The sequence below is a fragment of the Pseudomonas sp. PKS genome (assembly GCF_051913525.1).
GTDB classification, from domain to species: domain Bacteria; phylum Pseudomonadota; class Gammaproteobacteria; order Pseudomonadales; family Pseudomonadaceae; genus Aquipseudomonas; species Aquipseudomonas guariconensis_D.
Map to the genome: position 1 here is coordinate 241,943 of NZ_JBEGDO010000002.1, position 23,562 is coordinate 265,504.

General features: G+C 63.0%; 21 protein-coding genes. 9 read left to right on the plus strand and 12 right to left on the minus strand.

Annotated features, from left to right (window positions below; all coding sequences use genetic code 11):
• Nucleotides 1-13: 13 nt before the first annotated feature.
• The 5 genes from pstB to ABOA88_RS03455 form a co-directional block, all read right to left on the minus strand.
• On the minus strand, nt 14-847 hold the full coding sequence (gene pstB / locus ABOA88_RS03435) for a phosphate ABC transporter ATP-binding protein PstB (protein WP_043209930.1): 834 nt from the start codon (nt 845-847) through the stop codon (nt 14-16).
• Nucleotides 848-949: 102 nt separating this feature from the next.
• A complete protein-coding gene (gene pstA / locus ABOA88_RS03440) occupies nt 950-2,620 on the minus strand; it encodes a phosphate ABC transporter permease PstA (RefSeq protein ID WP_196168045.1) in 1,671 nt (556 codons plus the stop codon).
• Between the two features lie 17 nt (nt 2,621-2,637).
• Nucleotides 2,638-4,926 (minus strand): ABC transporter permease subunit, encoded by a 2,289-nt coding sequence (locus ABOA88_RS03445; protein WP_196168046.1) that lies wholly within the window; start codon nt 4,924-4,926, stop codon nt 2,638-2,640.
• A gap of 140 nt (nt 4,927-5,066) precedes the next feature.
• On the minus strand, nt 5,067-6,065 hold the full coding sequence (locus tag ABOA88_RS03450; RefSeq protein ID WP_196168047.1) for a phosphate ABC transporter substrate-binding protein PstS: 999 nt from the start codon (nt 6,063-6,065) through the stop codon (nt 5,067-5,069).
• Nucleotides 6,066-6,263: 198 nt separating this feature from the next.
• Nucleotides 6,264-7,553 carry an MFS transporter gene (locus ABOA88_RS03455; RefSeq protein ID WP_196168048.1) on the minus strand — a complete coding sequence of 430 codons (1,290 nt, stop codon included), beginning with the start codon at nt 7,551-7,553 and terminating at the stop codon, nt 6,264-6,266.
• 360 nt (nt 7,554-7,913) lie between these two features.
• On the opposite strand from ABOA88_RS03455, the gene ABOA88_RS03460 reads away from it, so the two are divergent.
• Together ABOA88_RS03460 and ABOA88_RS03465 are read left to right on the plus strand one after the other, a co-directional pair.
• The gene (locus ABOA88_RS03460) at nt 7,914-8,312 is read left to right on the plus strand and encodes an acyl-CoA thioesterase (protein WP_003253317.1); all 399 of its coding nucleotides are present in this window, start codon (nt 7,914-7,916) and stop codon (nt 8,310-8,312) included.
• Nucleotides 8,313-8,384: 72 nt separating this feature from the next.
• Complete coding sequence (locus tag ABOA88_RS03465; RefSeq protein WP_367850580.1) at nt 8,385-9,281, plus strand: D-hexose-6-phosphate mutarotase; 897 nt, start codon at nt 8,385-8,387, stop codon at nt 9,279-9,281.
• 60 nt (nt 9,282-9,341) lie between these two features.
• Here the strand turns inward: ABOA88_RS03465 and ABOA88_RS03470 are convergent, their stop codons facing one another.
• The 5 genes from ABOA88_RS03470 to ABOA88_RS03490 form a co-directional block, all read right to left on the minus strand.
• On the minus strand, nt 9,342-9,875 hold the full coding sequence (locus ABOA88_RS03470) for a DUF3299 domain-containing protein (RefSeq protein WP_416742703.1): 534 nt from the start codon (nt 9,873-9,875) through the stop codon (nt 9,342-9,344).
• Nucleotides 9,876-9,921: 46 nt separating this feature from the next.
• Nucleotides 9,922-10,170, minus strand: a complete 249-nt coding sequence (locus tag ABOA88_RS03475; protein ID WP_196168051.1) for a GlsB/YeaQ/YmgE family stress response membrane protein — start codon at nt 10,168-10,170, stop codon at nt 9,922-9,924.
• 95 nt (nt 10,171-10,265) lie between these two features.
• A complete protein-coding gene (locus ABOA88_RS03480) occupies nt 10,266-11,348 on the minus strand; it encodes a 5-(carboxyamino)imidazole ribonucleotide synthase (RefSeq protein WP_196168052.1) in 1,083 nt (360 codons plus the stop codon).
• A 10-nt stretch (nt 11,349-11,358) separates the two neighbouring features.
• Nucleotides 11,359-11,850 carry a 5-(carboxyamino)imidazole ribonucleotide mutase gene (purE, locus tag ABOA88_RS03485; protein ID WP_043209945.1) on the minus strand — a complete coding sequence of 164 codons (492 nt, stop codon included), beginning with the start codon at nt 11,848-11,850 and terminating at the stop codon, nt 11,359-11,361.
• Between the two features lie 171 nt (nt 11,851-12,021).
• Nucleotides 12,022-12,963, minus strand: a complete 942-nt coding sequence (locus ABOA88_RS03490) for a LysR substrate-binding domain-containing protein (RefSeq protein WP_196168053.1) — start codon at nt 12,961-12,963, stop codon at nt 12,022-12,024.
• Between the two features lie 180 nt (nt 12,964-13,143).
• Here ABOA88_RS03490 and aspA point away from each other — a divergent pair, with 180 nt between their 5' ends.
• The 4 genes from aspA to ABOA88_RS03510 all read left to right on the plus strand — a co-directional run bounded on the left by aspA (nt 13,144) and on the right by ABOA88_RS03510 (nt 18,120).
• Nucleotides 13,144-14,568, plus strand: a complete 1,425-nt coding sequence (aspA, locus tag ABOA88_RS03495) for an aspartate ammonia-lyase (protein ID WP_196168054.1) — start codon at nt 13,144-13,146, stop codon at nt 14,566-14,568.
• Between the two features lie 195 nt (nt 14,569-14,763).
• A complete protein-coding gene (locus tag ABOA88_RS03500; RefSeq protein WP_367850579.1) occupies nt 14,764-15,756 on the plus strand; it encodes an AraC family transcriptional regulator in 993 nt (330 codons plus the stop codon).
• 217 nt (nt 15,757-15,973) lie between these two features.
• Nucleotides 15,974-17,017 carry a histone deacetylase family protein gene (locus ABOA88_RS03505; protein WP_196168055.1) on the plus strand — a complete coding sequence of 348 codons (1,044 nt, stop codon included), beginning with the start codon at nt 15,974-15,976 and terminating at the stop codon, nt 17,015-17,017.
• Nucleotides 17,017-18,120, plus strand: coding sequence for a polyamine ABC transporter substrate-binding protein (locus tag ABOA88_RS03510; protein ID WP_196168056.1), 1,104 nt, complete (start codon nt 17,017-17,019; stop codon nt 18,118-18,120). The genes ABOA88_RS03505 and ABOA88_RS03510 overlap by 1 nt, the downstream gene beginning before the upstream one ends.
• 80 nt (nt 18,121-18,200) lie before the next feature.
• Here the strand turns inward: ABOA88_RS03510 and pdxR are convergent, their stop codons facing one another.
• Nucleotides 18,201-19,739, minus strand: a complete 1,539-nt coding sequence (gene pdxR / locus ABOA88_RS03515) for a MocR-like pyridoxine biosynthesis transcription factor PdxR (RefSeq protein ID WP_367850578.1) — start codon at nt 19,737-19,739, stop codon at nt 18,201-18,203.
• Nucleotides 19,740-19,828: 89 nt separating this feature from the next.
• Between pdxR and ABOA88_RS03520 the strand changes: the two genes are divergently transcribed.
• Genes ABOA88_RS03520 through ABOA88_RS03530 form a run of 3 tightly spaced genes read left to right on the plus strand, consistent with a single transcriptional unit; the run spans nt 19,829 to nt 21,592 of the window.
• On the plus strand, nt 19,829-20,458 hold the full coding sequence (locus tag ABOA88_RS03520) for an FMN-binding negative transcriptional regulator (RefSeq protein ID WP_367850577.1): 630 nt from the start codon (nt 19,829-19,831) through the stop codon (nt 20,456-20,458).
• 11 nt (nt 20,459-20,469) lie between these two features.
• On the plus strand, nt 20,470-20,916 hold the full coding sequence (locus tag ABOA88_RS03525) for a GNAT family N-acetyltransferase (protein WP_196168059.1): 447 nt from the start codon (nt 20,470-20,472) through the stop codon (nt 20,914-20,916).
• A gap of 4 nt (nt 20,917-20,920) precedes the next feature.
• Entirely contained in the window at nt 20,921-21,592 is a 672-nt protein-coding gene (locus ABOA88_RS03530; RefSeq protein WP_367850576.1) for a GNAT family N-acetyltransferase, read from the plus strand.
• A gap of 153 nt (nt 21,593-21,745) precedes the next feature.
• Here the strand turns inward: ABOA88_RS03530 and oadA are convergent, their stop codons facing one another.
• Nucleotides 21,746-23,554, minus strand: a complete 1,809-nt coding sequence (oadA, locus tag ABOA88_RS03535) for a sodium-extruding oxaloacetate decarboxylase subunit alpha (RefSeq protein ID WP_196168061.1) — start codon at nt 23,552-23,554, stop codon at nt 21,746-21,748.
• Between the last annotated feature and the right edge of the window lie 8 nt (nt 23,555-23,562).

Sequence of the window (23,562 nt, forward strand, 5' to 3'; positions counted from 1 at the left end):
GCCAAAGGCGCCCTTAGCCGTAACGACCGGTGATGTAGTCTTCGGTCTGCTTCTTCGCCGGATTGGTGAACAGCGTGTCGGTATCCCCGAATTCGACCAGTTTGCCCATGTACATGAAGGCGGTGTAGTCCGATACGCGGGCCGCCTGCTGCATGTTGTGGGTCACGATGACGATGGTGTACTTGGATTTCAGTTCGTAGATCAGTTCTTCGACCTTCAGCGTCGAGATCGGGTCCAAGGCCGAGCAAGGCTCGTCGAGCAGCAGCACTTCCGGCTCCACGGCGATGGTACGGGCAATGACCAGACGCTGCTGCTGACCACCGGACAGGCCCAGGGCCGAGTCGTGCAGGCGGTCCTTGACCTCGTCCCACAAGGCCGCACCCTTGAGGGCCCATTCGACGGCTTCGTCGAGCACACGCTTTTTGTTGATGCCCTGGATGCGCAAGCCATAGACCACGTTTTCATAGATGGTCTTGGGGAACGGGTTGGGCTTCTGGAACACCATGCCGACGCGGCGGCGCAGCTCGGCCACGTCCTCGCCCTTGCGGTAGATGTTGTTGCCGTACAGGTTGATCGCGCCTTCCACGCGACAACCGTCGACCAGGTCGTTCATGCGGTTGAAGGTGCGCAGCAGGGTCGACTTACCGCAGCCGGACGGGCCGATGAAGGCGGTCACGCGCTGCTTGGGAATGTTCATCTTCACGTCGTACAGCGCTTGCTTGTCGCCGTAGAACAGGGACAGGCCCGGGACTTCGATGGCCACGGTTTCTTCGGCCAGGCGCAGGCTCTGCTTGTCGCGGCCCAGGGCGGACATGTCGATGCCGTGGGCGTGGGATTCATGCTGCATGTTCTCACTCCGTTCGTAGCTGCAAGCTTCGAGCTGCAAGCTGCAAGTTGGGTCAAAGCGGCAATCTGCTTGGAGCTTGCCGCTTGAAGCTTAAAGCTGAAATCAGCTGTCGAGGGCCTTGTACTTCTCGCGCAGGTGGTTACGGATCCACACCGCCGAGAGGTTGAGGGTCGCGATCACCAGCACCAGCAGCAGCGCGGTGGCGTACACCAGCGGCCGCGCGGCCTCGACGTTGGGGCTCTGGAAACCGACGTCGTAGATGTGGAAGCCCAGGTGCATGATCTTCTGGTCCAGGTGCAGGTACGGGTAGTTACCGTCCACCGGCAGCGACGGCGCCAGTTTCACCACACCGACCAGCATCAGCGGCGCCACTTCGCCCGCGGCACGGGCCACGGCGAGGATCATGCCGGTCATCATGGCCGGGCTGGCCATTGGCAGGACGATCTTCCACAGGGTCTCGGCCTTGGTCGCGCCGAGCGCCAGGGAGCCTTCACGCACGGTACGCGGGATGCGCGCCAGGCCTTCCTCGGTGGCCACGATCACCACCGGCACCGCCAGCAGCGCCAGGGTCAGCGAGGCCCACAGCAGGCCCGGGGTACCGAGGGTTGGCGCCGGCAGGGCTTCGGGGAAGAACAGGCGGTCGATCGAGCCACCCAGCACATAGACGAAGAAGCCCAGGCCGAACACGCCGTAGACGATCGCCGGAACACCCGCCAGGTTGTTCACCGCAATACGGATCAGGCGAGTCACCGGGCCCTGCTTGGCATATTCACGCAGGTAGACCGCCGCCAGTACACCGAACGGGGTAACGATCACGGCCATGATCAGGGTCATCATCACGGTACCGAAGATCGCCGGGAAGATACCGCCCTCGGTGTTGGCTTCACGCGGGTCGTCGCTCAGGAACTCCCACACCTTGCTGAAGTACACACCCAGCTTGGTCATGACAGACATGCCGTTGGGCTGGTAGGCGTGGACCACCTTGCTCAGGTTGATCTCCACTTCGCGGCCATTGCCATCGCGGGCCACCAGGCTGTCGCGGGCGAATGCCTGGTGCAGGCCGGTCAGGCGCTCTTCGATGGCCTTGTAGCGGGCGTTGAGTTCGGCACGCTCGGCGTCCATGTCCGCCTGGGCGGCAGCGTCCAGCTTGCCGTCCAGCTCCAGCTTGCGAGCGTGAAGGCGCAGACGCTCCAGGCCATGGTTGATGGCACCGATGTCTTTCTTCTCGAGGCTCTGCAGCTCTCGGGCCAGCTGGTCGGCGCGCTTGAGACGACTCTGCAGCTCAGCCCAGGCCGCAGGGCCTTCGGCGACCACACGGTCTTCTTCCTTGACGCTCGCCAGGTAGCCATAGAAGTTGCCCCACTCGCGGCGCTCCAGGGCGATCAGGTCGGCCGGCTTCTGTTGGTCGGCCAGCCAGTCGCCCACCACCCAGGTGAAGTCGCTGCCGTTGAGGTCGCGGTTACCCACCTTGACCAGCTCGCGGGTCATGAACTCCGGGCCTTCGTCCGGCACCGGCAAGCCGGCGCCCTTGAGGCGGGCGCGTGGCACTTCTTCTTTCTGCACCACCTCACCGATGATCACATGATCACCCTGGCCCGGCACCTTGTAGGTGGCCTGGATCAGGTCGGCCGGCCAGAAGTGGCCCAGGCCGCGGACGGCGATCACGGCGAGCAGGCCGACGGTCATGATCACCGCCATGGCGACCGCGCCACCGCTGATCCAGACGCCAGGGGCGCCGCTCTTGAACCAGCCTTTGAGGGAATCCTTTTTCACGGATCTCTACCTTTCTATCAAAGCGACGAGTATTTCTTGCGCAGGCGCTGGCGAATCAGCTCGGCCAAGGTGTTCATGATGAACGTGAACATCAGCAGCACGAGGGCAGCGAGGAACAGCACACGGTAGTGACTGCCGCCGACTTCGGATTCGGGCATTTCCACCGCCACGTTGGCGGCGAGGGTGCGCATGCCTTCGAACAGGTTCAGCTCCATGACCGGGGTGTTGCCGGTGGCCATGAGCACGATCATGGTCTCGCCCACCGCACGGCCCATGCCGATCATCAGCGCCGAGAAAATGCCCGGGCTTGCGGTGAGGATGACCACACGGGTCAGGGTCTGCCAGGGTGTCGCACCCAGGGCCAGGGAGCCCAGGGTCAGGCTGCGCGGCACACTGAACACGGCGTCTTCGGCGATGGAGTAGATGTTCGGGATGACCGCGAAGCCCATGGCGATACCGACTACCAGAGCGTTGCGCTGGTCATAGGTGATCCCCAGGTCGTTGGTGATCCACAGGCGCATGTCGCCGCCAAAGAACCAGTTCTCCATGAACGGGCTCATGAACAGGGCAAACCAACCGATCACCAGGATCACCGGGATCAGGATCGCCGCCTCCCAACCATCCGGGATACGCAGGCGGATCGACTCCGGCAGGCGGCTCCAGGCAAAGCCGGCGGCGAGGATGCCGATCGGCAGGATCAGCAGCAGGCTGAACACACCTGGCAGGTGACCTTCCAGGTACGGTGCCAGGAACAGGCCGGCGAAGAAGCCGAGGATCACCGTCGGCATCGCTTCCATCAACTCGATGACCGGCTTGACCTTGCGGCGCATGCCCGGGGCCATGAAGTAGGCGGTGTAGATGGCGGCGGCAATGGCCAGAGGCGCAGCCAGGATCATCGCGTAGAACGCGGCCTTCAGGGTGCCGAAGGTCAGCGGCGACAGGCTCAGCTTGGGCTCGAAATCGGTGTTGGAAGCCGTGGACTGCCAGACGTACTTCGGCTCGTCATAGTTCTCGTACCAGACCTTGCCCCACAGCGCGCTGAAAGACACTTCCGGGTGCGGGTTCTTCAGGCTCAGGGGCAACAGCTTGCCGCCTTGCTCGATGATGATGCGGTTGGCGCGTGGCGACAGGGCCAGCACGCCGGCGCCTTCTGCGACCGGCTCGACCAGCAGGGTGCGGTGGGCCGTGCTGTGGAACACGCCCAGCTTGCCTTCGCTGTCCAGGGCGACGAAGCCCTTGCGACGCTCTTCGGCATCGATCTGCACGACTGGCGCCTTGCCCAGTTGGAAGCTGCGGATCAGCTTGAAGCGCGACTCGCCGTCCGGATCGCGAGCCATGAACCACTGGCTCAGGCCACCCTTGGAGTCACCGAAGATCAGCGAGATGCCGCCGACCAGTTGAGCACTGGCAGTGATTTCGGTGTCGCCATCTTCAGACAGCTTGTAGCGACCATTGAGGCTCTTGTCGCGCAGGCTGAAGACGTCGGCAATGGCACGACCGTTGACCACGTACAGCCACTGCTGACGGGGATCGACGAAGATGGCCTTCACCGGCTCGGTCATCTGCGGCAGCTCGATGCGGTTCTGCTCGGTGGTGACTTCGCCGGTCATCATGTTTTCCTGGCGAGTCAGCTCAGTCACGTGCAGTTGCGAACCGGTGGAGCCAGCCAGCAGCAAGGTATCGCCGTTGACGTTGACACTCACATGCTCCAGCGCGCGGCCCTGTGGGTCGAGCATGAACGGCGCCTGACCATAGGGGTAGTCGATACCCGCATCGATGGTCTTCTTGTTGTCCGGATAGGTGATCTTGTAGGTGTGGTGGAACACCAGCGCCTGGCCGTTGGACAGGCCAAGCACCACCAGCGGGCTGCCCGGCTGGTCGGCACTGATCGACGTCACTTGGGTGCCTGCCGGCAACGGCAGGTCGACATGCTCGACTTCGCTGCCGGTCTTGGCATCGAAGAACAGCACCTGGCCTTTGTCGGAAACACGCATGCCCACTAGGTTCTGCTCCTCGAGGGCGATCATCAGCGGCTTGCCGGCATCCTGTTGCAGCCACGTCGGCTCCAGCGCTTTCTTGCTGGTCAGCTCGGCGCCCTGGAACAGCGGCAGGACCACGTAGGCCAGGTAGAAGAAGATCAGGGTAATGGCTGCCAGCACGGCAAGCCCGCCCACCAGGACATACCAGCGGGTCAGGCGATCCTTCAGCGCACGCAGGCGGCGCTTGCGTTGCAGCTCGGGCGTATTGAAGTCAATCCGCACGGGGGGAGAATTTTGGGTCATGGTGGAGTTGGCCAGATCATTCATGCGCACACCCTAGCGGTCCCGTATGACAAAAACATGACAATGCAGTGACGCAAAAAAGCCCGCCGCTCAGGAATCCTGGCTTCGGACGAGGAATTCGTGGAGGAGGCCGGGCGCTTGGCACCGACCCCTTCCTCAGTTACTTACTTCTTTGCAACGTTACCGGCGTGGGACAAACCCAGGTCAGCCAGGGTCTTGTCGACCACTTTGGCTGGCAGCGGGATGTAGCCGTCCTTCACCACGACCTGCTGACCTGCCTGGGACAGAACCAGCTTCACGAACTCGGCTTCCAGCGGGGCCAGAGGCTTGTTCGGGGCCTTGTTGACGTAGACGTACAGGAAGCGCGACAGCGGGTAGGTGCCGTTCAGGGCGTTGGCTTCGTTGTCCTCGACGAAGGCGCCGCCTTCTTTCTTGGCCAAAGGCACGGTCTTGACGCTGGCGGTCTTGTAGCCGATGCCCGAGTAGCCGATGCCGTTCAGCGAGCTGCTGATCGACTGCACGACCGAAGCCGAACCAGGCTGTTCGTTGACGTTAGGTTTGAAGTCGCCTTTGCACAGGGCTTCTTCCTTGAAGTAGCCGTAGGTGCCGGATACCGAGTTACGGCCGAACAGCTGGATCGGCTTGTTGGCCAGATCGCCGGTCACGCCCACGTCGCCCCAAGTCTTGACGTCGGCTTTGCCACCGCACAGACGCGTGGAGGAGAAGATGGCATCGACCTGAGCCATGGTCAGGCCCGTGATCGGGTTGTCCTTGTGGACGAAGACTGCCAGGGCGTCGACGGCGACCGGAATGGCGGTCGGCTTGTAGCCGTACTTCTGCTCGAAGGCCTGCAGCTCGACGTCCTTCATCTTGCGGCTCATCGGGCCGAGGTTGGCGGTGCCTTCGGTCAGCGCGGGCGGCGCGGTGGAGGAGCCGGCAGCCTGGATCTGGATGTTTACGTTCGGGTATTCCTTCTTGTAGGCCTCGGCCCACAGAGTCATCAGGTTCGCCAGGGTATCGGAACCGACGCTGGAGAGGTTGCCCGATACGCCAGTGGTCTTGGTGTAAGTCGGGATTGCAGGATCGACGGCGGCAACCGCATTGGCGGTAGCGACGCCAGCGGCGGCGAACGTGAGGGCCGCCATCAAACGCTTCAGTTTCATGCCTAACTCCTAGCAGGAATATTTGGGGTGTGAGATGGATCGGGCCCAAGTATCTGCAGGCCGCATGAACACTCTATGACCTGAATATGACAATTGGATGAAAGGCCATCACGGTCGCCCGGGATGGCCTTTACAGGATGTTGCGGCGCAGGAGGATAAACATCGCCATGCCGTCTTCGCGGATACGACCGCCCTCGGTCAGCGCTTGGTCGCGAGCAGGTAGACACCCACCAGCAGACCCACGGCGCACAGGCAGGCCACGTAATAGGCCGGCGCCATGGGACTGAACTTGAGCAGCGCGGTGACCACCATTGGCGTCAGGCCGCCGAAGATGGCGTAGGCCAGGTTGTAGGAGAACGAGAGCCCACTGAAACGCACCACCGGCGGGAAGGCCTTGACCATCACATAAGGCACCGCACCGACGATGCCGACGAACAGACCGGTCAGCGCGTACAGTGGGAACAGCAGGTCCGGTCGCGTCGGCAGGCTGTGATAGAAGGCCCAGGACGATGCCAGCAGTGCCAGGCTGCCGACGATGAACACACGCCCGGCGCCGAAACGATCGGCCAGGCTGCCGGCACCCACACAGCCAACGCTGAGCAGGACGATAGCCAGACTGTTGGCCTTCAGCGAGTCGGTGGGGCTGATGTGATAGAGGCTTTGCAGCAGCGCCGGGGTCATGAGGATCACCACCACGATGCCCGCCGACAACAGCCAGGTCAGCAGCATCGACAGGATGATCGCACCACGATGGTCGCGCAGCACCGCACGCAGCGGCAGCTCTTCGGCCAGGGCCTTGCGCTGCTGCATTTCGGCGAATACCGGCGTCTCGTGCAGCCAGCGGCGCAGGTACACCGCGAACAGGCCGAACACGCCCCCGAGCAGGAACGGAATGCGCCAGGCGTAGTCCGCCACTTCGTCGGCACTGTAGACCGTATTGATCAAGGTAGCCACGAGCGAGCCGAGCAGGATGCCCGAAGTCAGGCCTGCCGTGAGCGTGCCGCAGGCATAACCGGTATTACGCGCTGGCACATGCTCGGAAACGAACACCCAGGCGCCTGGAACCTCGCCACCGATGGCCGCACCTTGCACGACACGCATCAAGAGCAGCAGGACCGGGGCCCACAGGCCGATCTGCGCGTAGGTCGGCAGCAGGCCCATGACCAGGGTCGGCAAAGCCATCATGAAGATGCTCAGCGTGAACATCTTCTTGCGACCGAGCAGGTCGCCGAAGTGGGCCATGATGATGCCGCCCAACGGCCGCGCCAGGTAACCAGCCGCGAAGATGCCGAAGGTCTGCATCAAGCGCAGCCACTCGGGCATGTCGGCGGGGAAGAACAACTTGCCGACTACCGTGGCAAAGAACACGAAGATGATGAAGTCGTAGAATTCCAGCGCTCCACCAAGGGCGGACAGTGAAAGGGTCTTGTAGTCACTGCGGGTCAGCGGCCGCGAGGGCTGCTCGATACTGCTCGGCACGGAGGTCATGGAATGGTCTCTTATTGGTCTTGCAGGCCGTTTGTCATGCGGCTTCTGGCTCGGTAGCCAGCGAAGATAACAAATTGCTGCATCCGCCTCATAGCGGTACAAAATCCATACAGATATTCACGAATGCGCGGTCGTCGCTGGCTGTTCAGGGCTATATACTGGCCGCTCGTAGGAAAAGGCTGAGCCTTGCGTGGGATGCTGCGCGAAAACGCCGGTCAATGTTGCAGGCAGTTTCGCAGAGTCTCCCTTTGGCCGCCCGCCGGAGCGAAATCAGCGTAGTATGTTTCAAGCTGAATCGTTTTCCCGGCGTACGTCATTTGCGCCAACCAACGAAGCGTCACGGGTCCGAGGCCCCATCGCATGATTGAGCTCGAACAAGAAGATCCTATCCCACAGGGCGACCTCGCCCTTCAGATCACTGCCCTGCCCCGCGAAACCAACGGTTTCGGCGATATCTTTGGCGGCTGGCTGGTCGCCCAGATGGACTTGGCAGGCACCGCCATGGCCAGCCGCGTCGCCGGTGGCCGGGTTGCCACCGTCGCCATCGACCGCATGGCCTTCCTGGTCCCGGTGGCGGTGGGTGCACAGCTTTCCTTCTATACCCAGACCCTGGAAATCGGCCGCAGCTCCATCCAGATGATGGTGGAAGTGTGGAGCGACGACCCGCTGTCCAGTGAATGGCGCAAGGTCACTGAAGCTGTGTTCGTTTTCGTCGCCATTGACGGCAGTGGCCGCACCCGTTCCGTCCCTCGTCGCTGAGCCAGGGGCGCGGTAAACTCGTTGCATGGCATGAGGTCCAAGGCCTGATATGCATCACGACGAGACGAGCGCATGGCTACTTTCCAGGTCGAAACGGAACAACACGGCGAACTCAACTGCTGGCGCATCACCAGCAATCACGCCGAACTGCTGATCGCCCAACAGGGCGCCCAGGTCTTGAGCTACCAACGGCTGGGTGAGCCCCCTCTACTGTGGTTGAGCGACCAAGCCATCTTCCGCCAGGGCAAGTCCGTGCGCGCCGGCGTACCGGTGTGCTGGCCCTGGTTCGGTAATCTGCAGCGTAACCCCCAGGCCGTGCAGGCCATGTACCACGGCGAACAGGCACCCGCCCATGGCCTGGCCCGTACCCGTGATTGGCAACTGCTGGGAATCGAGGAGGCCACAGAGGGCCTTCGCATCGAGTTCAGCCTGCCGGAGGCGCTGGGCGACCTGGCTGGCTGGCCCCATGAGGTCGAGCTCAAGCTGCTGATCGAAATGGGCACGCAACTGAAGATGACCTTGAGCAGCCTCAACCTGGGTAATGACAGCGTCACCATCAGCCAAGCCCTGCACAGCTACTTCGCAGTCAGCGATGTGCGACAGGCTCGGGTCGAGGGAGTAGAGAACCTTGGCTACATCGAGACCCTGGCCGACTGGGAACTGCGCCAGCAGCACGGCACCCTGGGCTTTGCCGGCGAGACCGACCGCATCTACCTGCAGACACCTGATCTGCTGAAGATCGTCGACCCGCAATGGAACCGCCGCATCACCTTGCACGCCACGGGCTCACGCTCGGCGGTGATCTGGAATCCCTGGACCGATCGCGCCCGGGAGCTGGCGGATATGGCGGATGATGGCTGGCAACGGATGCTGTGCATCGAGACCGCGAATGTGTGGGACGACGTGGTGACCCTGGCCCCGGGGGCGAGTCATTCGCTGAGCGTTACGATCACCAGCGAAGCACTCTGACCAGACCCGCTCCCACAGTGTTCGAGCATGACCTGTGGGAGCAGCTCGGAAGAGATCGAATCAGAGGTCAGCGTCCTCCACCACCCTCACCTTCCCTGCCTCCAGCGCATAGGCCGCATCGGCCAGGTCGTTGCTGACCTTCTCCACCTTCAACGTGCCACTGACCCAAAGCGGTGTGTAGATGTCATCGATCTTCATCCCCTTGGGGTAACGCACCAGCACCAGCTGGTTAGGCGGCGGCGGCGGCACGTGGATGCAGGCGCCGGGATACGGCACAAGGAAGAACAACGTGCTGTTGCCCTTGGCATCGCTTTCCAGCGGTACCGGATAACCGCCCAGGCGGATCTGTTTGCCATTCATGGCGGCCACGGTCTTGGTGGAGTACATCACCGCAGGCAAACCCTTGGCCTGCTTGAGCCCACCCTTGTCGGTGAAGGTGCCCATGGCTTCGGGAGAGTTGTGGTCGATTTCGGGCATCTGCTCGAGTGCCTTCTGGTCCGACTTGGGCATCAGCTCCAGCCAGTCGGTCTCAGGCAACTCGGCATGGGCCAGTGCACTGGCCAGCAGTAGGGGAACAAGGAAAAACGCACGCATGGAAATGCTCGGCAACTCAGGTGAATTGCCGAGCATTCTAAACCAGTCACCCGCGTTTCTTGATGAATCCGTAGATCACCAACAGGATGATTGCACCGACCAGGGCGCCAATGAAACCTGCGGTCTGCCCCGCCTGGTAGATACCCAGGGCCTGCCCGCCGTAGGTCGCGGCCAGGGAGCCGGCGATCCCCAGGAGGATGGTCATGATCCAGCCCATGCTGTCGTCCCCGGGCTTGAGGAAACGGGCCAGCAGGCCGACGATCAGGCCGATGAAGATGGTTCCAATGATACCCATGGCAATTCCTCTGCAGTGAAGATGGAACAAGCCAAAGCCTAGACACACTTTGGCTTGTTGCCATTTCAGAGGGCCTGCGCAGGGCAGAGGTTCAATCAGCCGGCGATCAACGCTTCGACGTCGGCGATCTTGGCCTTGAGGGTGGCCATGTCGGCGCAACGCAGGGTGGCATGGCCAACCTTGCGGCCGGCCTTGAAGGCCTTGCCGTAGTGGTGCAGGTGGCAGCCGTCGATGGCCACGACCTTATCCACAGCCGGCACTTCACCGATGAAGTTGAGCATGGCGCTCTCGCCGACCTTGGCCGTCGAGCCCAGCGGCAGGCCAGCCACGGCGCGCAGATGGTTCTCGAACTGGCTGCACTCGGCCCCTTCGATGGTCCAGTGCCCGGAGTTGTGAACCCGCGGGGCGATTTCGTTGGCCTTCAGGCCACCGTCGACTTCGAAGAACTCGAAAGCCATCACGCCCACGTAGTCCAGCTTCTGCAGCACGCGGCCCACGTAGTCTTCGGCCAGCGCCTGCAGCGGGTGTGCATCGCTCGCGACCGACAGGCGCAGGATGCCGCTCTCGTGGGTGTTATGCACCAGCGGGTAGAAGCGGGTTTCGCCATCACGGCCACGCACGGCCACCAGCGACACTTCACCGGTGAACGGCACGAAGCCTTCGAGCAGGCAAGGCACGCTGCCCAGTTCGGCGAAGGTGCCGACGACATCCTCGGCACTGCGCAGGACCTTCTGGCCCTTGCCGTCATAGCCCAGGGTACGGGTCTTGAGGACTGCCGGCAGGCCGATGCTGGCTACCGCCGCGTCCAGGTCTTCCTGTGACAGGATGTTGGCAAATGCCGGCGTCGGGATGCCCAGATCGCGGAACATGCTCTTTTCGAACAGACGGTCACGGGCGATGCGCAGGGCTTCGGCGCTTGGATAGACCGGAACGAACTGCGAGAGGAAGGCCACGGTTTCGGCCGGAACGCTTTCGAACTCGAACGTCACCAGGTCGACTTCGTCGGCCAGCTGACGCAGGTGGTCCTGATCGCCGTAGTCAGCGCGCAGGTGCTCACCCAGGGCAGCCGCGCAGGCGTCCGGGGCCGGGTCGAGGAAAGCGAAGTTCATGCCCAGCGGAGTCCCCGCCAAGGCCAGCATGCGGCCGAGCTGGCCACCACCGATTACACCGATCTTCATGTTGATAGCCTCAGGCCTGACGCGGGTCCGGATTGTCCAGGACGGTTTCGGTCTGCTCCGTGCGGAACTGCTTGAGTGCCGCGTGATACTGCGGGTACTTGGCACCCAGGATGCTTGCCGAGAGCAGCGCCGCGTTGATGGCACCGGCCTTGCCGATGGCCAGGGTGGCGACCGGCACGCCCGCGGGCATCTGCACGATCGACAGCAGCGAGTCGACACCCGAGAGCATCGACGACTGCACCGGCACGCCCAACACCGGCAGGTGGGTCTTGGCGGCGCACATGCCCGGCAGGTGGGCAGCACCGCCAGCACCGGCGATGATCACCTCGATGCCGCGGCCTTCGGCCTCTTCGGCATACTGGAACAGCAGATCCGGCGTACGGTGGGCGGAAACCACCTTCACCTCGTAGGGAATGCCGAGTTTTTCCAGCATATCGGCGGTGTGGCTAAGGGTGGACCAATCGGACTTGGAGCCCATGATCACGCCAACCAGTGCACTCATCGTCGAGCCTCTTCGCTTGTGCGCCCTTGGGCGCGTCAAAAAACAACAAGCCACGCGGGACGACCGGCGTGGCTTGTTTGCTGATCATGGCCGGATCGATCCGGCCTGGGGGCCGCGAAGTATAACGTAACGCGAAGCCATCCAGGCACCCCCGGCGACCAACTGTCGGCCTTATTTTTCGGGGCTTTGGCTGACTTTTGGGTCAACAGGTGTGGTCGTCGTGCCACCCTCCAGCTTGCGCCAGAGCAGACGCACGTTGGCCTTGCGGACCAAGGCGCAGCGATAGAGGCGAATTTCCAACGGCACGTGCCACTGACTGCCCCCGCAGATCGCCAGTTCGCCACGCTCCAGCTCGCCGCGCATCGACAACCTCGGCACCCAGGCGATGCCCATGCCTTCAAGGGCCATGCTCTTGAGACTGTCGGCCATGGCGGTTTCATAGACAGTGGTATAGCGCAGGTTGCGCTGGCGCAGCAGCAGGTTGACCGATCGACCGAGGAAAGCCCCAGCGCTGTAGGCAAGCAGCGGCACGCTGCTGTCGCCTTCAAGGTCGAACAACGGCTTGCCGTCGACGCCCACGGCGCACACCGGCAGCATCTCGGTGGTGCCCATGTGCAGCGAGGGGAAGATTTCCGCATCCATCTGCAAGGCCGCATCCGGGTCATAGAACGCCAGCATCAGGTCACAACCACCTTCACGCAACGCATGCACGGCATCGCCCACGTTGGTGGCCACCAGACGGGTGGCGATGTTCAGGCCGTCGTTACGCAACTGGGCCACCCAGCGCGGGAAGAATCCCGATGCCAGCGAGTGCGCGGCAGCCACCTGGACCACCTCACCCTGCCCGCCTTCTAGATGGTGCAAGTGGCGCAGAACTTCGCTCAATTGGTCGACAACCGTGCGCGCCGTGACGAGAAACAACTGCCCGGCCTCGGTCAGTTCGATCGGTGTGCGGGAACGATTCACCAAAGTCAGCCCCAGCGCCGCTTCCAGGCTGCGGATACGCCGACTGAAGGCCGGCTGGGTGACGAAACGACGCTCCGCCGCCTGGGAAAAACTGCGGGTGGCGGCCAGGGCGCTGAAGTCTTCCAGCCACTTGCTTTCGAGGTTCATGAAGCGGTCTCCCAGCGCGCACCAAAATGGAACACGCTCGTTTGTCAATTGGCGTCACATGAATCGGTATGCCGTTTGTGCATAGGTTAGCGTGCAACAGCATTGGCCGCAAAATCCGGGCAGGCCTAGGATTGGCGGCATTCCGGCAGGTGCCGGGTTTAAATCGAGATGATATCCGTCATGTCCTCCGCTGCATCGTTCCGCGTCGAAAAAGACCTGCTTGGTACCCTTGAAGTCCCTGCCGATGCCTACTACGGCATCCAGACTCTGCGCGCTGCCAACAACTTCCACCTCTCCGGTGTTCCGCTGTCGCACTACCCGAAGCTGGTCGTGGCCCTGGCCATGGTCAAGCAGGCCGCTGCCGACGCCAACCGTGAGCTGGGCCACCTGAGCGATGCCAAGCACGCCGCCATCAGCGAGGCCTGCGCCCGCCTGATCCGCGGTGAGTTCCACGACCAGTTCGTTGTGGACATGATCCAAGGTGGTGCAGGTACCTCCACCAACATGAACGCCAACGAAGTCATCGCCAACGTCGCGCTGGAGGTCATGGGCCACCAGAAGGGTGAGTACCAGTACCTGCACCCGAACAACGACGTGAACATGGCGCAGTCGACCAACGACGCCTACCCGACCGCGATCCGCCTGGGTCTGCTGCTGGGTCACGACGCCCTGCTGGCCAGCCTCGACAGCCTGATCCAGGCCTTCGCGGCCAAAGGCAAGGAATTCGACCACGTACTGAAGATGGGCCGCACCCAGCTGCAGGACGCCGTACCGATGACCCTGGGCCAGGAATTCCGCGCCTTCGCCACCACCATGACCGAAGACCTGCAGCGCCTGCGCTCGCTGGCGCCGGAACTGCTGACCGAAATCAACCTGGGCGGTACCGCCATCGGCACCGGCATCAACGCCGACCCTGGCTACCAGGCCCTGGCAGTGCAGCGCCTGGCGGCCATCAGCGGCCAACCGCTGGTTCCAGCTGCCGACCTGATCGAAGCCACCTCCGACATGGGCGCCTTCGTACTGTTCTCCGGCATGCTCAAGCGCACCGCGGTCAAGCTGTCGAAGATCTGCAACGACCTGCGCCTGCTGTCCAGCGGCCCGCGTACCGGCATCAACGAGATCAACCTGCCGGCGCGCCAGCCAGGCAGCTCGATCATGCCAGGCAAGGTCAACCCGGTTATTCCGGAAGCCGTCAACCAGGTGGCCTTCGCCATCATGGGCAACGACCTGGCCCTGACCGTCGCCGCCGAAGGTGGCCAGCTGCAGCTGAACGTCATGGAACCGCTGATCGCCTACAAGATCTTCGACTCCATCCGCCTGCTCCAGCGCGCCATGGACATGCTGCGCGAGCACTGCATCGTCGGCATCACCGCCAACGAACAGCGCTGCCGTGAACTGGTCGAGCACTCGATCGGCCTGGTCACCGCCCTGAACCCGTACATCGGCTACGAAAACGCCACCCGTATCGCCCGTGTCGCCCTGGAAACCGGCCGCGGTGTTCTGGAACTGGTGCGTGAAGAGAAGCTGCTGGACGACGCGATGCTCGACGACATCCTGCGTCCGGAAAACATGATCGCTCCACGTCTGGTTCCGCTGAAGGCGTAACCAGGCCGCTGTAAAACGTCTCACCAGGTCGAGGGACTAGACACCTCTCAACCTTTCAAGGGCCCGAGCGCACGCTACGGGCCCTTTTTTTATGCGCGCGGTACAAGGGCCATGATGGGCTGCAAAACAGCGCCACGTAGCCGTCCGGCACACAACTTGCTCCATAATGCTTCCCAGCCCCACGGGATACCGAGCATGCTGCACAGCCACCTGACCACCCTCAACGCAGTTTCGCTGATTCTCAAGGTCTTCCAGGAAGAAGGCTGCGATGCCGAGCGGCTGCTTTGCGGCAGCGGCATCGGCGCGGCGGACTTGGGCCATGCCGATGCCCGCATCACCACCCAGCAAGAACTGCAGGTATGCGCCAATGCCGTAACCCTGCGCGAGGAGATCGGTCTGGAACTGGGCCGGCGCATGCATGTGTCATGCTACGGGATGCTCGGTTACGCCCTGCTCTCCAGTGCCACTTTGGGTGACGCCCTGCGCTTGGCGCTGCGCTATCCCGCGCTGCTGGGCACAGCCTTTCACCTGCGCCTGGAGGACGACGGCCAGCGGATCTGGTTCAGTGCCAGCGATTATCAGGACAGCCCTGCGCTGGCGGCCTTCAATGCCGAATTCTGCCTGGTGTCGCTGAAAGTCATCTGCGACGACCTGCTGGGGCGCCCCCTGCCGCTGCTCGCGGCGCGCTTCGAGCATCCACGACCGGACTATCACGCGCTCTATGCCGATGCGTTCCCGTGCCCCCTGGGCTTCGAGGCCAATGACAATGCCTTTGCCTTCGAGCGCCGCTGGCTGGACATGCCCCTGCCCCTGGCCGATCCCATTACCCATAAGGCCATGGCCGAGCGTTGCCGCCAGCTGAACCTGGAGTTCACGGGGCGCCAGGCGTGGCTGGGGCGCATCCGCCAACTGCTGATCAACCAGCTCGATGCCGCCCCCGGGCTCGAAGGCCTGGCGCGCCAGATGAACTGCTCCTCGCGCACCCTGCGTCGGCACCTGCAAGCCCTGGGCTGCAGCTACCAGCAGTTGCTCGACGAGTTGCGCTTCGAGCGGGCCAAGCAGTTGCTGGCCGAGGACCAGATGCCGATCTACCGTATCGCCGAGACGCTCGGCTTCAGCGAGACCGCGAGCTTTCGCCATGCCTTCCAGCGCTGGAGCGGCGTGGCGCCCAGTCATTTTCGCGGCTGATCGGTGCCGGCCTTTTCGCGGGTAAACCCGCTCCCAGCGGTATTGCGCTGAATTCAAAATCAGCGGGAGGCCTGTGTGAGCGGATTTACCCGCGAACAAGCCCCCACACCGGACACTGTCTTTGGCCACATCGATCCCCTTTTGGCCGTTTGCAACGTTCTCCCCCCGCGCGCCGACTCACACAATGAGGCCACGCCAGTAAACCCGGAGAATAAAAATGCTGACGATCTATTCTGATGATCACCGCCTGCACCACGGCCGCTGCGAGCTGATCGACGGCAAGCTGATGCCCTGCTTCGAGATGCCTTCGCGCGCCGACCACGTCCTGGAGCAGGTCAAGAAGCGCAACCTGGGTCCTGTCGAAGAACCGCGTGATTTCGGCCGCGCGCCCTTGCTGCGAGTGCATGGCGCCGACTACCTGGATTTCTTCGAAGGGGCCTGGGCGCGCTGGGCGCAGATGGGCCAGGAAGGTGACCTGCTGCCCTTCACCTGGCCAGCCCGCACCCTGCGTAAGGTCAAACCGACTGGCCTGCATGGTGAGCTTGGCTACTACAGCTTCGATGCCGGCGCGCCGATCACTGCCGGTACCTGGCAAGCTGCCTACAGCGCAGCCCAGGTTGCCCTCACTGCCCAGGCGGCGATCCAACAAGGCGCCCATTCGGCATTCGCCCTGTGCCGTCCACCAGGGCACCATGCCGCGGCCGAAGTGATGGGGGGCTATTGCTACCTCAACAACGCCGCCATCGCCGCCCAGGCATTCCTTGACCAAGGCCACCGCAAGGTCGCCATCCTCGATGTCGACTACCACCACGGCAACGGCACCCAGGACATCTTCTACCAGCGCGGCGATGTGTTCTTCGCCTCGATCCACGGCGACCCGCAGGACGAGTTCCCGTTCTTCCTCGGCTATGCCGACGAAACCGGCGAAGGCGCAGGCGAGGGCTGCAATATCAATTACCCGCTGCCCGCCGGCAGTGACTGGGCCGCCTGGAGCGCTGCCCTGGAGGACGCCTGCCAGCGTATCGCCGCCTACGCGCCGGACGTGGTGGTGGTGTCCCTGGGCGTAGATACCTTCAAGGACGATCCGATCTCCCAGTTCAAGCTGGACAGCCCAGACTACCTGGAGATGGGCAAGCGTATCGGCCAGCTCGGCAAGCCGACCTTGTTCGTGATGGAAGGTGGCTACGCTGTGGAAGAAATCGGTATCAACGCAGTCAACGTGCTGGAAGGCTTCCAGCATGCCCAGCCAGGAGCCCGGTAATGGTCCGACTCAAGCGTCTGCTCGCCCCGTTCATCGCTGCCACCCTGTTCACCGGTGCCCTTCAGGCCCAGGCCGAACAGCGCACCCTGCGCGTGTACAACTGGTTCGACTACATCACGCCGCAGACCTTGACGGACTTCCAGAAGGACAGCGGCGTCAAGCTGATCTACGACATCTTCGACACCAACGAAGCCCTGGAAGCCAAGCTGCTCACCGGCAACTCAGGCTACGACGTGGTGGTGCCGTCCAACGTGTTCCTCGCCAAGCAGATCGAAGCCGGTGTGTTCCAGCCTCTGGACCGATCCAAGCTCCCCAACTGGCAGCACCTGGATCCGGCGCTGATGAAGCTGATCGAAGCCAACGATCCGGGCAACAAGTTCGCCGTGCCGTACATGTACGGCACTGTGCTGATCGGTTTCAACCCGGACAAGGTCAAGGCGGTGCTCGGCGACAAGGCGCCTGTGGACAGCTGGGATCTGATCTTCAAGGAAGAGAACATCGCCAAGCTCAAGCAGTGCGGCGTCGCCCTGCTCGACTCACCGTCGGAGATCCTGCCCTTGGCGCTGCAATACCTGGGGCTGCCACCGAACAGCGAGAAGCCGGCCGACTACAAGAAAGCCGAGGATCTGATGCTGAAGATCCGCCCGCACATCACCTACTTCCATTCCTCGAAGTACATGGCAGACATCGCCAACGGCGATATCTGCGTGGCGGTGGGGTATTCGGGTAGCTTCTCCCAGGCCGCCAACCGTGCGCGCGACGCCAAGAATGGCGTGGTGGTGGACATGCGCCTGCCCAAGGAAGGTGCACCGATCTGGTTCGACATGCTGGCGATTCCCAAGAATGCCGCCAACCCTGAGGATGCACACGCGTTCATCAACTACCTGCTGCGCCCTGAAGTGATCGCGCCGATCAGTGACTTCGTCGGCTACCCCAACCCCAACAAGGACGCCACCGACAAAGTCAGCCCGGCGATCCGCAACAACCCCAACCTGTACCCGACCGCCGAAGCGATGGCCAAGCTGTATACCCTCAAGCCACTGCCACGCGAGGCCGAACGGGCGCGCACCCGGGCCTGGACACGCATCAAGTCCGGGACTTGAGTTGGATGCTTCGCGGGTAAACCCGCTCCCACAGGTACGGAGCTGCCTGTCAGGTCAGCGCTGTGTCTGTGGGAACAGGTTCACCCGCGAAGCGGTCGCCACGCCCTGCGCAATCGCATCACTGCATCCGCAATCTGCGCTTCAGGCACCGCCGCGAACCCCAGCACCAGTCCGGCGCGCTTATCCACAGGGACATTGCCGTCTTCGAGCCAGTAACTGCTCAGCGGGTTGACCTCCACCCCCACCGCCTCTGCCCTGGCCACCAACTCTTGCTCACGGGCAAGGTTATCCACAGCCACTTTCACATGCAGCCCAGCCGCCACTTCCGGCATGGCGCCCAGCCCTGGCACATCCTCCGGCCACCCGGCTTTCAGGACATTTCGCCGCGCCAGCGCTGCCTTGCGCATGCGCCGGATATGCCGCTGGAAGTGCCCCTGGGCCATGAATTGCGCCATCACACACTGGGTGCCGACCTCCGAATGGCGCACCGCCAGCGCCCGCCCCTGGCTGAATGCCTCCACCAACGGTCGAGGCAGTACCAGATAACCCAGGCGCAGGGCCGGGAAAGCGATCTTGCCGAACGTGCCCACGTACAGCACCCGTCCCTGCCGGTCCAAGGAGGCCAAGGGCGCCAGTGGCGCACCGCTGTAGCGATACTCCCCGTCGTAGTCGTCCTCGATGATCCAGCCATCCTGACGCTGTGCCCAATCCAGCAATGACAGGCGCCGGGCCAGGCTCATGGTGACGCCAGTGGGGTACTGGTGCGCCGGGGTCACATAGGCCATCCGGCAATCGGGAAGTTGCGCCAGCTGCGCGCAATCCAGCCCTTCATCGTCCACTGGCACACCCCTGACTTTCGCCCCCGCCAACGCGAAGGTGTGGCCGGCCGCCCGGTACCCTGGGTTTTCCACAGCCACCCCATCGCCCGGCTGCAACAGCAACTGTGCACAAAGGCTGATGGCCTGCTGGGCACCACTGGTGATCACAATTTGTTCAGCGCCACACGACAACCCACGTGAGCGTCGCAAGTAGGCGGCGATGAGTTCGCGCAGCTGTGGCTCACCCGCCGGGTCGCCATAACCGAGCGATGCAGGGTCGGGGTTTCGCCAGAAACCCGCTTGCAGCCTGGCCCAGACCTCGAAGGGGAATAAGTCGAATGCCGGCACACCGACGCGAAAAGCCCTCGGCGCACCAGCCTTGGGTGGTGGAAGATGGTTGTTTTTAAGACGCTGCAAAGGCTCGCTGGATCGCCCTGAACTGGATAAATCTTCAGTACCAGAAGGCGAAAATGTGGATAACTCTGTTGATAACCCCAGGGATAACCCTGTGGATACCTGTGTGGATAGTTTGGGCAGCTGGCTTACGTAGGTACCATCGCCCACCCGACTTTCGATGTAGCCCTCGGCATATAGCTGGTCGTAAGCCCGCACCACACTGTTGCGCGATAGCGACAACATGGCCGCCAGGTCTCGGGTGGCGGGCAAACGCGTGCCACTGCCCAGACGTCCATCCAGCACCCGCGCCCGCAACGTCTGGTACAGCTGCTGGCTGAGCCCGCGCCGGCGGTCGAGCACGATACCCGTGGGGTCGAAGGGCAGTGCGAGAGGACGTTCGCTCATGGCATTGGACCTATAAAAACAGGCTGTATTGGCTCTTACAGAGTACCAATAGCCTGCCTAGGATGGCGCCATTGGACAAGGAATCTCGCATGTACAACGCCAAGCCCCACCAGGAACATGACCTCGCGCGCCTGCACCAGCAGATGCGCGACACCCGCCTCGCCGTTCTGGTCAGCCATGGCGAAAACGGCTTGCTCGCTACCCATCTACCCGTGCTGCTCGATACAGCTCAAGGCGAGTACGGCACTGTCTATGCTCACCTGGCCCGGGCCAACTCCCAATGGCAGGTCCTGGAGCAAGGCGGCGAAGCGTTGCTGGTTTTCCCAGGCGCAGATGCCTATGTCAGCCCGAGCTACTACCCGAGCAAGGCCGAAAACCCCAGGGTCGTGCCCACCTGGAATTACCTGGCCGTGCACGCCTATGGCGCGGTGCAAGTGATCCACGACGCCCCTCGCCTGCTGGAGATCGTCAGCCGCCTGAGCGATCGGCACGAACAAGACCGCGCCGAACCCTGGAAGGTGAGCGACGCACCCAGCGATTACATCGACGGCATGCTGCGCGCCATCGTCGGCCTGCGCATGCCCATCGCCCGCCTGCAAGGTGCGCGCAAGCTCAGCCAGAACCGCTCGGCGCAAGACATCGCCGGTGTACGTGACGGTCTGGGCAGCAGTTCCGATTACCTGGACAACCAACTCGCGGCGCAGATGCGCCCACTCTGAAGGAAAAGACCATGCCCAGCGTTACCCTGCGCCCAGTGAGCGCCAACGACCATGCCGCCTGGCTCGCCCTCTGGCACGCCTATCTGCGCTTCTACGAAACCGAATTGGCCAATGAAGTCAGCGCCAGCACCTGGCAGCGTTTGCTCGATGAGAACGAGCCCACCCATTCAGCGTTGGCCTGGGTCGATGGCAAAGCCGTGGGGATGGTCAACTGGATCTATCACCGCTCCAACTGGAGCATCGAAAATTCCTGCTACCTGCAAGACTTGTACGTCAACGCCGACCAGCGCGGCCTGGGCATTGGTCGCCAGCTGATCGAGCATGTCTACGCAACCGCCAAGGCAGCCGGCTGCATCAAGGTGCACTGGCTCACCCACGAGACCAACGCCACCGCCATCCGCCTGTACGAGCAAGTCGCAGAGCGGCCGGGCTTCATTCAATTTCGCAAAGGCTTGTAGGCCCATGACAGACGCACTGAACTGGAAACCCGCGGCAACACCCAACGCCGAGCCTCTCGAAGGACGCTTCGTCCGCCTGGAAAAACTCGACCCGGCCCACCACGGCAATGACCTTTGGGAGGTGTTGCAGGGCCCTGGCTCGGACCCAGTGCTGTGGGACTACTTGCCCTACGGGCCCTTCAATGAGCGCGCGAGCTTCGACCACTGGCTCGAAGGCAACGCCGCCAGTCGCGACCCGCTGTTCTACAGCGTCATCGACCGCGCCACCGGCCAGGCCCAGGGCATCCTGAGCTACATGTCGATCGTCCCCGAACAGGGCCGCTTCGAAATCGGCCACATCGCCTTCGGCGCCGCCATGCAGCGCACCCCTCGCGGCACCGAGGCCGTCTACTTGCTGAGCCAGCTCGGCTTTGCCTTGGGCAACCGGCGCCTGGAGTGGAAGTGCAACAACGCCAATGCCCGCTCCAAACGCGCCGCCGAGCGCTTCGGCTTTGTCTTCGAAGGGGTGTTCCGCAAGCACATGGTGGTCAAGGATCACAACCGGGACACGGCCTGGTACTCGATCACCGATGATGAGTGGCCAAGCGTGGCGGCAGGCTTCGAGCGCTGGTTGAGCGCAGAGAACCAGCAGCCCGGGGGGCAAGTGAAGACGCTGGAGGCCTGTCGTAAAGGTTGAGCGTGTCGGCGGCCTTTGCACGGGTAAACCCGCCGGGTCCGCCTGGACCGTTGAGAGCGGGTTTGCCCGCGCACATCCCCCACAGATTCAGCACAAAAAAAGGGGAGCACATCGCTCCCCATGAGGTAAACCGCTTGCTGTCGAAGGCTTGGATCAGCCTTCGATCTCGATCAGGATCTCGCCCGGCGTGACGCGATCGCCCTTGGCCACGTGGATGGCGGTGACCTTGCCGGCAATCGGGGCCTGGACTTCGGTCTCCATCTTCATGGCTTCAGTGATCAGCACCGGTTGGCCGGCCTTGACGGTGTCACCTTCCTTGACCAGCACATCGACGATGTTGCCCGGCATGGTGGTGCTCACGTGACCCGGGCCAGTGGCCTGCTTGCGCTTGCTGCCACCGCCGCTGACGAACTCGTTGAGCGGCTCGAACACCACCTCTTCCGGCATGCCGTCGATGGACAGGTAGAAGTGACGCTTGCCTTCGGCCTTGACGCCCACACCGGTGATGTCGACGCGGTAGGTCTCGCCGTGCACGTCGATGACGAACTCGGTCGGTACCCCTTCGCCGCCCGGGCCTGCCACGGCACCGGCTTCCGGAATCGGCAACAGGGCTTCTGGGGTCAGGGTGCCGGCTTCACGCTCCTCGAGGAACTTGCGACCGATGTCCGGGAACATCGCGTAGGTCAGCACGTCTTCCTCGCAGCGAGCCAGGTTGCCGATGTCGGCACGCAGCTTGGCCATCTCCGGCTTGAGCAGGTCGGCCGGGCGCACGTCGATCACTTCTTCGCTGCCGATCGCCTGGCGACGCAGTTGTTCGTTGACCACGCCCGGCGCCTTGCCATAGCCGCCTTGCAGGTAAAGCTTCACCTCGTTGGTGATGGTCTTGTAGCGCTCGCCGGCCAGCACGTTGAAGAAGGCCTGGGTGCCGACGATCTGCGAGGTCGGCGTCACCAGCGGCGGGAAGCCGAGGTCTTCACGTACGCGTGGGATCTCCGCCAGCACTTCGTTCATGCGGCTCAGGGCGCCTTGCTCCTTGAGCTGGTTGGCCAGGTTGGAAATCATGCCGCCTGGCACCTGGTTGACCTGCACGCGGGTGTCCACGGCGGTGAACTCGCTCTCGAACTGGTGGTACTTCTTGCGCACGGCATAGAAGTACAGGCCGATCTCCTGCAGCAGCTCCAAGTCCAAGCCGGTGTCGAACTCGGTGCCCTTGAGCGCGGCGACCATCGACTCGGTACCTGGGTGGCTGGTGCCCCAGGCGAAGCTGGAGATCGCGGTGTCGATGTGGTCGGCACCGTTTTCCACGGCCTTGAGCTGGCACATGGCGGCCAGGCCAGCGGTATCGTGGGAGTGGATGAACACCGGCAGCGATTGCTCAGCTTTGAGCGCCTTGACCAGCTCACCGGTAGCGAACGGGGTCAGCAGGCCGGCCATGTCCTTGATCGCGACCGAGTCGCAGCCCATGGCTTCCATCTGCTTGGCCTGGGCGACGAAGGCGTCGATGGTGTGCACGGGGCTGGTGGTGTAGGCGATGGTGCCCTGGGCGTGTTTGCCGGCAGCCTTGACCGCTTCGATGGCCACACGCAGGTTACGCACGTCGTTCATGGCGTCGAAGATGCGGAACACGTCGATGCCATTGACCGCAGCCTTGGCGACGAAGGCCTTGACCACATCGTCGCTGTAGTGGCGGTAGCCCAGCAGGTTCTGGCCACGCAGCAGCATCTGCAGGCGGGTGTTGGGCAGAGCGGCGCGCAGCTTGCGCAGACGCTCCCACGGGTCTTCCTTGAGGAAGCGCACGCAGGCGTCGAAGGTCGCGCCACCCCAGACTTCTAGGGACCAGTAGCCCACCTTGTCGAGCTTGTCGCAGATCGGCAGCATGTCTTCGGTGCGCATGCGGGTGGCCAGCAGGGACTGGTGAGCGTCGCGCAGGATTGTGTCGGTGACAAAGATTTTCTTGGACATTATTCGGT

Bases quoted from the DNA above. Each gene is read 5' to 3' on its own strand.
- pstB (WP_043209930.1), bottom strand. From the start codon at position 847: ATGCAGCATGAATCCCACGCCCACGGCATCGACATGTCCGCCCTGGGC.
- ABOA88_RS03445 (WP_196168046.1), bottom strand. From the start codon at position 4,926: ATGAATGATCTGGCCAACTCCACCATGACCCAAAATTCTCCCCCCGTG.
- ABOA88_RS03450 (WP_196168047.1), bottom strand. From the start codon at position 6,065: ATGAAACTGAAGCGTTTGATGGCGGCCCTCACGTTCGCCGCCGCTGGC.
- ABOA88_RS03455 (WP_196168048.1), bottom strand. From the start codon at position 7,553: ATGACCTCCGTGCCGAGCAGTATCGAGCAGCCCTCGCGGCCGCTGACC.
- ABOA88_RS03460 (WP_003253317.1), top strand. From the start codon at position 7,914: ATGATTGAGCTCGAACAAGAAGATCCTATCCCACAGGGCGACCTCGCC.
- ABOA88_RS03465 (WP_367850580.1), top strand. From the start codon at position 8,385: ATGGCTACTTTCCAGGTCGAAACGGAACAACACGGCGAACTCAACTGC.
- ABOA88_RS03470 (WP_416742703.1), bottom strand. From the start codon at position 9,875: ATGCGTGCGTTTTTCCTTGTTCCCCTACTGCTGGCCAGTGCACTGGCC.
- ABOA88_RS03475 (WP_196168051.1), bottom strand. From the start codon at position 10,170: ATGGGTATCATTGGAACCATCTTCATCGGCCTGATCGTCGGCCTGCTG.
- ABOA88_RS03480 (WP_196168052.1), bottom strand. From the start codon at position 11,348: ATGAAGATCGGTGTAATCGGTGGTGGCCAGCTCGGCCGCATGCTGGCC.
- purE (WP_043209945.1), bottom strand. From the start codon at position 11,850: ATGAGTGCACTGGTTGGCGTGATCATGGGCTCCAAGTCCGATTGGTCC.
- ABOA88_RS03490 (WP_196168053.1), bottom strand. From the start codon at position 12,963: ATGAACCTCGAAAGCAAGTGGCTGGAAGACTTCAGCGCCCTGGCCGCC.
- aspA (WP_196168054.1), top strand. From the start codon at position 13,144: ATGTCCTCCGCTGCATCGTTCCGCGTCGAAAAAGACCTGCTTGGTACC.
- ABOA88_RS03500 (WP_367850579.1), top strand. From the start codon at position 14,764: ATGCTGCACAGCCACCTGACCACCCTCAACGCAGTTTCGCTGATTCTC.
- ABOA88_RS03505 (WP_196168055.1), top strand. From the start codon at position 15,974: ATGCTGACGATCTATTCTGATGATCACCGCCTGCACCACGGCCGCTGC.
- ABOA88_RS03510 (WP_196168056.1), top strand. From the start codon at position 17,017: ATGGTCCGACTCAAGCGTCTGCTCGCCCCGTTCATCGCTGCCACCCTG.
- pdxR (WP_367850578.1), bottom strand. From the start codon at position 19,739: ATGAGCGAACGTCCTCTCGCACTGCCCTTCGACCCCACGGGTATCGTG.
- ABOA88_RS03520 (WP_367850577.1), top strand. From the start codon at position 19,829: ATGTACAACGCCAAGCCCCACCAGGAACATGACCTCGCGCGCCTGCAC.
- ABOA88_RS03525 (WP_196168059.1), top strand. From the start codon at position 20,470: ATGCCCAGCGTTACCCTGCGCCCAGTGAGCGCCAACGACCATGCCGCC.
- ABOA88_RS03530 (WP_367850576.1), top strand. From the start codon at position 20,921: ATGACAGACGCACTGAACTGGAAACCCGCGGCAACACCCAACGCCGAG.
- oadA (WP_196168061.1), bottom strand. From the start codon at position 23,554: ATGTCCAAGAAAATCTTTGTCACCGACACAATCCTGCGCGACGCTCAC.